The following is a 9,979-nucleotide window of genomic DNA, read 5'->3' as shown; positions in this document are numbered from 1 at the left end:
TCTTACTCATTTGTATTCACTCCTAACTCTATAATCTTATTATAAATAGAAAAACCCTATAGGGTAGACTTTTTTTACAGTGTCTACTCTATAGGGTACATTTTAAATTGAAATGTTGGTATTTTTATTTTAGCTGTGTTTTAATATTATGTTGAAATATAGCTTGAAAAAATTATAGCTTAGATTGTCCACCTATAATACTCAATGTAGGACTATCATGTTCATAATCCTAAATTACTTAAAATATGTTTCAAATCCATTATTAACAATATATGAACTCTTTGGAACTTGAATTGCTACTAAACATATATTCAGACAGTCAACACATGAACCCATTGCATTTAATAAACACAGAAATATAGTGAATCCATTTAAACATCCAAAAAAATTCAGAATAAAAGGTAATACAACTGACAACAAAATGAAAGGCATAATAGAAATAATTAAAAATCTGTTCTTTTTGACTTTTTCAGTAGTATAAATAAATCCGAAAAAGCCATTTATCCCCCAATATATTTGACTTGATTTAAATACATTAGGTATAAAACAAGCATGAAGAAATTCATGTATAGTCATAAAGATGAAAATTGCAACAATGTATATAAGAGTAAATAAATTTACTGTGAAATTAATACTAAAGCCATGCCCACTACTACTAAAAATTTCTTTCAATTGGGGATATAAATAATAGGAAATAGCAATAGATATAATCCCATTTATAAGCATAAAAGGCACTGATAATAACATTGATATACCTAAATTAGAGGGTTCTTTTAGTTTTGTCCATCCCTCTGATATTAGCTTAATACTAACTTCCTTATCTGCAGAAGGTATTTTCTTTAAATATCTCATTAATTAAAATCCTTTCATCAAAACATAATTGATTTTTATTGCATAATCCTTTTTTAGGCAAGTTACTGCATAAAGCTAGATTTATATAAAGAAAAATGCTTCAACTAAAAAGTAGAAACATTTTTATGTAGCAGGAATTTGAAAATAAGAGTCGAATTTATGTGGATATCAACTGAAGTTGAATCCATGTTTGCTTCATATATGTCCTGAAATATATACTAACTAGAAATAAGAATTATGCTAGTTCAAAAAGTGAGAATCGAAAAGTGATGATCCAAATTTTATATTTGGTTAGCAGAACTTTCCCATTGGGCATTTTATATTTCGTTTTTCGAACTTTCTCTGTGAGCGCCTGCCTTTGATGCTAGCATATTGGACGCAACTTGTGATCTTAGAATCATCCATCATAATTTCCTTAGAAACTGGAACAACAGCATAATTCTTATTTCGGTAAGTTACTGCATAAATTCTTCCTAATTAAAATCTCCATCATATATTGCTTTTGCCATTGGGAAAGGTTCAAGTGCTCTTTCTAAAATTCCTTGAACGTATCCTATTAATACTCCATAGTTTACAATTGGGATTTCATATTTAACTGCATTGCCAATTCTTGAAAGCATAGCAGCTCTATTTAGCATGCAGCCTCCACAATGAATGATAAGTTTGTATTTCTTAACATCATCAGTAAAGGAATTTCCAGAAGAATATTCAAAATTAATTTGTTTCCCTGTCATTTGACGTACCCATCTTGGTATTTTAACTGTTCCAATATCGTCACATTGCCTGTGATGAGTGCATCCTTCTGAGATTAATACATAATCCCCATCTTCTAAACTTTCTACTGCTTTAGCTCCTTTTACAAGCTCCATAAGATCTCCCTTATATCTTGCTTGCAATATTGAAAATGATGTAAGCATAATATCTTTAGGCGTATCTGCTGATGCCTTTAAGAAAACTTGTGAATCTGTTATAACAAGTTTAGGTTTTTTCTTTAAATTTTCAAGAGTTTCTCTTAGCTCATGCTCTTTTGTTACAATAGCTATGGCATCACTTTCAATTATGTCTCTTATTGTTTGCTGCTGAGGAAGGATTAATCTTCCTTTAGGTGCTGCCTTATCAATAGGTGTAACAAGAACAACTAAGTCTCCTGGGCTTATAAGGTCTCCAACTAATTTAAATTTATCTTCATTGTCTGGTATTACACTTATAATTTTTTGCTTAAGCTCATCTATTCCACTTTTATTTAATGCAGAAACTGAAACAACAGTAGTTCCAATTGTCTTTTCTATCTCAGCTAATTCTTCTTTTTCTATGCTTTTCTTATCTGCCTTATTAAAAATACAAATTGTAGGTATCTTCTTTTCCTTTATTTGATCTATTATTGATCTATCATTTTCAGTAACTCCAACAGTAGCATCTACCACTACTAATGCAACATCTGTTTTTGATAAAACTTCAATAGTTTTCTTTTTTCTTGACTCACCTAATTCACTTTCATCGTCAAGTCCTGCTGTATCAATAATCATACAAGGTCCTATCGGAAGAATTTCTATAGCTTTATAAACAGGGTCTGTAGTTGTCCCCTTAACATCAGAAACAATTGAAATTTCTTGATTTGTAAGTGCATTTATAATACTTGATTTTCCAGCGTTTGTCATACCAAATAGAGCAATATGTACTCTTTCTCCAGACGGTGTTGTATTTAAACTCATATTATTTCTCCTTTGAATTAATTTTAATTACTCAAAAATATTTTTTTAAGTTGCCTATTCTATTATAATATAAAATATAAATATATACATTGCAAAATAATTCTTTATTTAAGGCACAATCAAAAAAATAATGGATCAGTATGTTTGTAAATTTCGCGTCATACTGTGCTAATAAATTTAGCTAATAGACTTGTTATAAACTTAATTTGCTTTCTTGTCTGATGCTAAATATTCAGCGCATCTTTAATCTATTATTTTAGTTCATGTGCCTAATGCGGAGGTTAAGATGAGAGATAAAGATAAAATTAAATTAACTAAAGAAAAACGTGAAGATATGATTTCTTCAATAAAAGAATATTTTTATAATGAGAGAGGAGAAGAATTAGGCGATTTAGCGTCAAGCCAGATATTAAACTTTATCATAGATGAATTAGCATTAGAATTTTATAATCAAGGCGTCTATGATTCTTATAAATACATGACTAGAAGTATTGATGATTTATTGTCAGTACAAAAATATTAAGGAGTGTTCATTTTGGATTATAGATTAGAACAAGATGTATTAGGTGAAAGAAATATTGATAATTCTACATATAGTGGGATAAATACAGCAAGAGCTTTGGAGAATTTTGATTTAAACAGCAAAAGTGTAAATTTAAATTTAATACGAGAAATTGCACTTATAAAAAAAGCTGCTGCTATGACAAATAAAACATTAAAGTTTCTTGAACCCGAAAAAGCCGATGCAATAATAAAAGCAAGCGAAGAAGTTATAGACAGAAAATTTGATGATGAATTTAAACTAAGTGCATTTCAAGGTGGAGCTGGTACCTCTACTAATATGAATGTAAATGAAGTTATCGCTAACAGAGCTATTGAATTGTTAGGTGGAGTTAAAGGAGACTACAATTTAGTTCATCCTCTTAACCATGTTAATATGTCCCAATCAACTAATGATGTTTACCCTTCTGCCCTTAGAATTGCGGCAATTAGATTAATAAGAAAATTAAGTGATTCTTTATCAAGTTTGCAAGAAGCTCTTCAAATTAAGGAAAATGAATTTTCAGATATAATAAAGCTTGGAAGAACTCAGTTAATGGATGCACTTCCAATGACTGCTGGGCAAAGCTTTGGAGCATATTCTAAAGCTATCGAAAGAGATAGATGGAGAATCTACAAAGTAGAAGAAAGATTAAGACAAATAAACCTTGGCGGTACTGCTATAGGTACAGGTTTAAATGCTACAAATAAATATGTATTTATGATGACAGACATTATCCAAAACCTTACTGGCCTTGGAATAGCAAGATCTGATTACCCTATGGACATTACACAAAACTGTGATATATTCGTAGAAACTTCTGGACTTTTAAAATCGTGCAGCGTAAATCTTCTTAAGATTTCAAATGATTTGAGGCTCCTTAATTCTGGCCCTCGTGGTGGAATAGGAGAAGTAATTCTTCCTAAGATGCAGGCAGGCTCAACAATTATGCCAGGAAAAGTTAATCCTGTTATCCCAGAGATGGTTGCTCAAGTAAGCTTAAGAGTTATTTCCAATGATAGCGCCATAACCATGGCAAGTTCTATGGGACAATTAGAACTAAACGCTTTTACCCCACTTATAGCAGAATGTCTACTTGAATCCCTAGAACTTCTTGAAAGAAGCGTCACACTTTTTAAAGATAAATGCATAAATGACCTAAAAATGGATGAGGATAGATGTTTAGAAAACTTAGAAAACTCCTTAGTTTCTGCAACATCCTTAGTTCCTCACCTAGGTTATGATAAAGCCAGCTTAATATCAAAAAAAGCCTTAGCAACTGGAAAGACCATAAGAGAGATTCTTCTAGAAGAACAAATATTACCTGAAGATATCATTGATAAAATATTATCTCCAACTGAATTAATAAGAACCCATATCCCAGGAAAATAAAACAAATTGAATGTGCCCTTTAAAGTATATTTTTACTCTAAAGGGCACACTTTTATTTTAATAATAAAATCTTGGAATATTCCTTTCATCATCAAATCCAGGTATAACCGGTGGTCTAAATTCATTCTTTCTAAAGCTTCTGCTTGATTCAGTTGTATTAAGCTCTGCAAGTTTTGTTACTCCAACATAAATATCTGATATCCTATACCATGTTGCATAATCCACTACTCCTGTTTGAGGTAATGTAAATATTTGTTGAAATGTTTTAACTGCTGCAGCTGTCTTTGGTCCATATTTTCCATCTTCAGCTATCTTAGGAATGAGCGGATAATTTCTTGATATTCTGTTTAATTGACCTTGAATTGCTCTTACAGCTGGTCCAGATGACCCAAGTGTTAATTCTCTTCCTGGGTATGACATTGGTATTCCTGCAACCTTCTCAGCTGTTGTTAATTCAATATTATTGCCATAGTAACGCGTTAATATATCGTATGGTCCAAGACCTTGGCGTGATAATTCCTGACTTCCCCATTGACTTAACCAGTTAGGGCAAGTAACGCTCTTTCCATCGCAATATTGTGCAAAAAGTGGCTGCTTCTTTCCAATTCTTCTTATATATGTTGAGAAAATTTCATCTACAATTTCACTTATGTTATCATAAATATTTCTACCATAATTAAATGCTTGATCATAAGCTGTAGAGCTTGTAATATCGAAATTTTTTCCCTTACCTCTATACCATTCAGTAAAGATTCTGTTTAATGTGAATGATACAATACAAAAAACATTCGCTCTTATGGCTGATTCTGTCCAAGTTGAATATATTTCGCATGAAGCAACATTTTTAATATAATCTTTAAATGGCACCTTATAATTTGGTGCTGATGGATCATTTGGACCACCTTGATGAACAATGACAAATTCAGGAACTACAGGCTGTGGTAATACAACCCCTGAAGTTGGCGGTGGTAATGGCTTATCTTCTGCCTCTGGTATCTTAGGAGGAAAATTTCCATTCAAAGTATTTGGCAGTATGTCTATAACTTCTTGTCTCATAGGGCCTCTGCCTAAATTAGTTTCTAAATTACATATCTGATATGCAATTTCTGTAGGAAATACTTGGCATCCTCTTATTATTATAGGATTAAACCCTTCCCTCTCAACAGTTATATCGTATAAGCTGTAAGGTATTTGATTACTATTAGGATTTAAGGAATATTCCAATGGTGGTGCTGGTAGTTCTATAATATCAGTTAATCCAACTACATTAGTAATTAACTCAATAGTTCTGTCATTACCTAAAGTAGATTGTCCTCTTACTGTTATTCTAGCTCTATCTACTGGAATATAATCGTTTCCTCTGAAACATTGTATCTTCAAGCCACCTATTTTGGGTGTAGCACTTCCAGTGCTTGGTGTTGTTCCAGTATTTGCTGGGGCATTTCCTGTAATGTTTCCTGCACCTAATGTAGCACCTCCAGTACTTGGTGTTGTGACATTCCCATTAGCACTTCCTGTAGCGCCTCCTGCACTTAAAGTGGCACCTCCAGCTGTATTTGGTATCATATTTTCGCCAGTACTACCTGTAACATTTCCACTACTTATATTCTCCATAACATTCCTCTTTCTATTTTTTCAAGATATTATATTTAACAAATGCAATATTTATTACTAAAAACTATAATTATGGTTAATAATTATTTACTGAAAGTGCATAATATTTATGTACTCTTAATATCTTTTTATGTGAAACCTTTAATGCAGAATTTTATATTCCAGATTAATTTAATTGAACTTATATAGGACACGAAGGCTATGAATAAATGAAACTTTCTTCAAGACAAAACGGTAGTGTTGGTAGAAAAACCATACAAAATATCCAATGAATCTTTGGTCCATTATTATCTTTCATATGCCTAAAACAAATTTTAGGAGGTGTATTTTTAATATGATGACACACAAACTAGATGCAAAAGACACGCTCAAGATAGAAAATGAAAAGAGAAGAAAAATATTGCCACCTGAACAGACACTTATTAATCTTGATCTGCAGACTGGAGATGTAATGGCTGATATAGGCTGCGGCATTGGATATTTTACTATTCCCGCCTCTAAAATTGTAGGGAAAAACGGTAAGATATTAGCACTTGATATATCAGATGAAATGCTGCAAGATGTTGAAGAAAAAATAATTGAAAATGATATATCAAATGTTGAAACTATTTTAACAGAGGAAAATCACTTGAAATTAGAAAGCAATTCCGTCACATTTGCTTTTGCAAGTAATATAATCCATGAAGTCGAAGAAAAAGAGAGATTTTTAAATGAAATAAAAAGAATAATATGCCCAGAAGGGAAAATTGCTATACTTGAATGGGAAAAAATTGATAGTGATTTTGGACCGCCTATTGAACGTAGATTAGACAGGATGGATTTAATAAAACTATTAGATGAACTTAATTTTTCAACCATATCAACTATAGATATTGGTGAAGACTTCTACGGAATAATCGCCCAAAAATAAATCAATTTCTATTGATAAACCAACTTAAAAACTACATTTATGTGATATCTTACCGAAATCATAAATATTTTGATTCCGAAAAGCTATGAAAATATCGCTGAAGGTTCTAAGCAGCAGGTTGTATCCACTTTAGCATGCTCCAACTTTCCTAGGGAAGCTCGACTCATTACATTCGCTGAGGAAGTTCGAGAACCCAAAATAAAATTTTGGACTCTCACTTCACAAGCTGAAATGGAACAACCTACAGCCAAGAACCTTTAGCAGCTCATTTTCAAATGTTTTCTCCATATTATGACCCTTGTGGTTACAAATATATTTATGATTTCTAGTGAAGATACGAACTTAAAGTTTTAGAAACTTTGTTAATATGTTTATCTAATAAATTTAATTTTAAAAATTATTTATCTATAAAAATAGAAAAGTACAAATAGAGGATATAATAATTCTATTTGTGCTTTTCTTACATATAGGTTTTCACAATGATATTCAAACTTATGAAATTTCAACATTGCTATTATTTAGGAAATTCAAACAGTGGATATGTATTATTATCAATATTGACCCCTATATAGATAACACAATAATAAACTATGAAATATCTTCTATACAGAAATGAGTAATATACTTTTGTGGAATGTTTCATTGGTAATTTTGATGGATGTGATTCTTTGGCTATAAGTTGTTCCAAATGTGCTAGTTCAAAGCTTGTTCTTTGAGGCTAGCACTTTGGGTGCAACTTTATAGTCTTAGAATCACCCATCAGAATTGCCTAGAAACTGGAACAAAAGTATGTTATTCATTTCGGTTATGTATATGCATAAGTATAGATTACAGTTGGTTTATATCCTGAAATATATTCCATACTAGAAAGTAGAAACATTTTTGCGCAGCAGGCATTTAAAAATGAGCTGTTAAAAGTGCTTTATTGTAGGTTGTTCTACTTGTGCTTGTCACACTGAAAGTGGGAGCAAGCACAAGTGGCGGCAACCTGCAATTTAGCACTTTCAGCGAAATTTTTATAGTCCTGCGAAGCAATAATGTTTTTACTTTCGGTTGGCTATATGTATAAGTCTAATTCATACTTGGTTTATCTATGTTTATATCACAAAAAAAGAGCTCCTCTTTAAAGAACTCTTTTTTATCTAGATCTCTAATCTAGCTTAATTGAATTAAATGGCTATACTCGTCCAAAATAGAATCTAATCGGTCGCTTGCAACAATTACCTCAGGATCGAACAAATCAACTTTTTCCTTTATTATATTTAGCAGATTTTGTTCCATCTCATAAATTTCACTATCTATTTTGTTTATAGAATCCATAATTAATTCTCCTTTATTTATTAATATATTTAAGAAGTTTTTATATTTTATCAGATAAACCAGTAGGATATGTTGCCAAAGTTGTTGCATAAGGAGGGTTTGCTTTTATTTTCTACTGGTTTATTTTAATTTGTTTTGACACTAATATATTAACCGTAAATGATGCTTATACTCTTTAAAAATATTAGAAAAAATAGTATTAATATAACACGCTGCCTACGTTTAACCAATTTTAAATATAATATGAAAAAGAAAAGCTAACTTATGTCTTAAAAATAAGTGATTACGAGTAGTAACTTATAAATTAAAACAATCTATCCTAAAACCTCTATTTTTACTAATTATAACTTGAATATATATTTCAATGTTTCATAAACTACTCTTGATACGAGATTCAAACTTATTAAATTGCACCCCCGGCCGTTATTCTTCTCTTTTACCAGCCCCTTATTAATTAAGGGGCTATTTTTATTAAATTTTATATTTTAAAATTTATAGAATTGTTGTTTAATTTTGAATATTTTATTCATTTTGGGGCAAGCTATTTCCATATTAATTTTATGAAAAGGGGAATTTTAATGAACAAAATGCTATTTCAAACTCGTAGAGAAAGAATTATATCATTTATTAAACTACTAAATAAAGATCTTGATTTAAGTTTTACTGAAAAGGAAATCGAAGAAGATAATTTCACAGATATGCCTAAAAAGAATAATGTTATCCCATTTAAAAGAGTTGAATAACAATGTATCTATATTTATTAAAGTAGTCCAAGATATCTAAATATAATAAGCAAAAAAAGAGTGCCAATTGTTGTTTGTTCTATGCTAAAAAACTTAACAACATAATACTCACTCTTTTTTTATTTATTAAAGAAATATTTTATTACGATAATTTTCTGAACATTTCATTTCCTTTAATCGTTCTATTACAGAGCTGTCTCCCCAAAAATGCATTGGAAATACTTTATCTGTATCAGTGTTTTTCATGAAATAATCAAATCCTAAATAAAATTCTTCTCCTTGTCTAGGGTCTAAAACTACAAATGCAGCATCAAAATGTCTATCCTTGATCTTATTAATTTCTTCTTCAAATCTTTCTCTTGCACTTTCATTATCCTTTTGATCTCTTCCATTCCACCACCATAGATTAAGATCTCCCGCATGATAAATTGTTTTATCTTCTGCTGTTACAATAAATGCTACTCCCTCATCTGTTGAATTTAATGTCTCTATTTTCAAATCTGATATTTCAAGAGTTTTATTAATATCTATAAATTCTATTTTTTCATAAACCTCATCATCAACACCATGAGTATTAAAAAATTTTCTACCAAATTTCTTCTTGATATCTTTTGAAAAAATGTACACAACATTTGGATATTTATTTAATAACTGAAAAATATCTATATTAAAATGGTCATGGTGATTATGACTTGAAAACACGTATATTGTCTTTTCTGGATCAAAATCTGGAAGCTGACCTTTAAAATAATCAAATATTAAAACTACTTTATCAAGTTCAACTGAAAAACAGCTATGTTCAACATATGTAATATTCATTTGCATCATCCTTTTTTATAAATTTCATCTCATACTATACATCCATAGGAGTAATCTTCACCAATTTAATTTAAAT

Annotated in this window: 9 protein-coding genes; 4 read left to right on the top strand and 5 right to left on the bottom strand. The window is 30.5% G+C overall.

Features of this window, described 5'->3' with window-relative positions; genetic code table 11:
* Positions 1 to 234 precede the first annotated feature (234 nt).
* Together ACJDTP_RS22765 and hydF are read right to left on the bottom strand one after the other, a co-directional pair.
* On the bottom strand, positions 235 to 852 hold the full coding sequence (locus ACJDTP_RS22765; RefSeq protein ID WP_406762546.1) for a DUF3267 domain-containing protein: 618 nt from the start codon (positions 850 to 852) through the stop codon (positions 235 to 237).
* A 473-nt stretch (positions 853 to 1,325) separates the two neighbouring features.
* Entirely contained in the window at positions 1,326 to 2,564 is a 1,239-nt protein-coding gene (hydF, locus tag ACJDTP_RS22760) for a [FeFe] hydrogenase H-cluster maturation GTPase HydF (RefSeq protein WP_406762545.1), read from the bottom strand.
* Between the two features lie 286 nt (positions 2,565 to 2,850).
* On the opposite strand from hydF, the gene ACJDTP_RS22755 reads away from it, so the two are divergent.
* Positions 2,851 to 3,087 (top strand): DUF2164 domain-containing protein, encoded by a 237-nt coding sequence (locus ACJDTP_RS22755; protein ID WP_041898020.1) that lies wholly within the window; start codon positions 2,851 to 2,853, stop codon positions 3,085 to 3,087.
* Between the two features lie 12 nt (positions 3,088 to 3,099).
* On the top strand, positions 3,100 to 4,497 hold the full coding sequence (locus ACJDTP_RS22750) for an aspartate ammonia-lyase (protein ID WP_406762544.1): 1,398 nt from the start codon (positions 3,100 to 3,102) through the stop codon (positions 4,495 to 4,497).
* A gap of 57 nt (positions 4,498 to 4,554) precedes the next feature.
* Here the strand turns inward: ACJDTP_RS22750 and ACJDTP_RS22745 are convergent, their stop codons facing one another.
* Positions 4,555 to 6,111, bottom strand: a complete 1,557-nt coding sequence (locus ACJDTP_RS22745) for a peptidoglycan-binding domain-containing protein (RefSeq protein WP_406762543.1) — start codon at positions 6,109 to 6,111, stop codon at positions 4,555 to 4,557.
* Positions 6,112 to 6,445: 334 nt separating this feature from the next.
* Between ACJDTP_RS22745 and ACJDTP_RS22740 the strand changes: the two genes are divergently transcribed.
* Positions 6,446 to 7,021, top strand: a complete 576-nt coding sequence (locus ACJDTP_RS22740; RefSeq protein WP_171771877.1) for a class I SAM-dependent methyltransferase — start codon at positions 6,446 to 6,448, stop codon at positions 7,019 to 7,021.
* Between the two features lie 1,155 nt (positions 7,022 to 8,176).
* Here ACJDTP_RS22740 and ACJDTP_RS22735 read toward each other — a convergent pair.
* Positions 8,177 to 8,341, bottom strand: a complete 165-nt coding sequence (locus ACJDTP_RS22735) for a Spo0E family sporulation regulatory protein-aspartic acid phosphatase (RefSeq protein WP_077841109.1) — start codon at positions 8,339 to 8,341, stop codon at positions 8,177 to 8,179.
* Between the two features lie 578 nt (positions 8,342 to 8,919).
* On the opposite strand from ACJDTP_RS22735, the gene ACJDTP_RS22730 reads away from it, so the two are divergent.
* On the top strand, positions 8,920 to 9,084 hold the full coding sequence (locus ACJDTP_RS22730; RefSeq protein WP_162680635.1) for a hypothetical protein: 165 nt from the start codon (positions 8,920 to 8,922) through the stop codon (positions 9,082 to 9,084).
* 126 nt (positions 9,085 to 9,210) lie between these two features.
* On the opposite strand, the gene ACJDTP_RS22725 is transcribed toward ACJDTP_RS22730, so the two are convergent.
* Complete coding sequence (locus ACJDTP_RS22725) at positions 9,211 to 9,903, bottom strand: MBL fold metallo-hydrolase (protein WP_406762542.1); 693 nt, start codon at positions 9,901 to 9,903, stop codon at positions 9,211 to 9,213.
* Positions 9,904 to 9,979 lie beyond the last annotated feature (76 nt).

Source organism: Candidatus Clostridium helianthi (genome assembly GCF_045310795.1).
Classification (GTDB): Bacteria; Bacillota; Clostridia; order Clostridiales; family Clostridiaceae; genus Clostridium; species Clostridium helianthi.
Note: the sequence above shows the minus strand (reverse complement) of the source record. Positions and strands in the feature narration are given on the sequence as shown.

Bases quoted from the DNA above. Each gene is read 5' to 3' on its own strand.
- ACJDTP_RS22765 (WP_406762546.1), bottom strand. From the start codon at position 852: ATGAGATATTTAAAGAAAATACCTTCTGCAGATAAGGAAGTTAGTATT.
- hydF (WP_406762545.1), bottom strand. From the start codon at position 2,564: ATGAGTTTAAATACAACACCGTCTGGAGAAAGAGTACATATTGCTCTA.
- ACJDTP_RS22755 (WP_041898020.1), top strand. From the start codon at position 2,851: ATGAGAGATAAAGATAAAATTAAATTAACTAAAGAAAAACGTGAAGAT.
- ACJDTP_RS22745 (WP_406762543.1), bottom strand. From the start codon at position 6,111: ATGGAGAATATAAGTAGTGGAAATGTTACAGGTAGTACTGGCGAAAAT.
- ACJDTP_RS22740 (WP_171771877.1), top strand. From the start codon at position 6,446: ATGATGACACACAAACTAGATGCAAAAGACACGCTCAAGATAGAAAAT.
- ACJDTP_RS22735 (WP_077841109.1), bottom strand. From the start codon at position 8,341: ATGGATTCTATAAACAAAATAGATAGTGAAATTTATGAGATGGAACAA.
- ACJDTP_RS22730 (WP_162680635.1), top strand. From the start codon at position 8,920: ATGAACAAAATGCTATTTCAAACTCGTAGAGAAAGAATTATATCATTT.
- ACJDTP_RS22725 (WP_406762542.1), bottom strand. From the start codon at position 9,903: ATGAATATTACATATGTTGAACATAGCTGTTTTTCAGTTGAACTTGAT.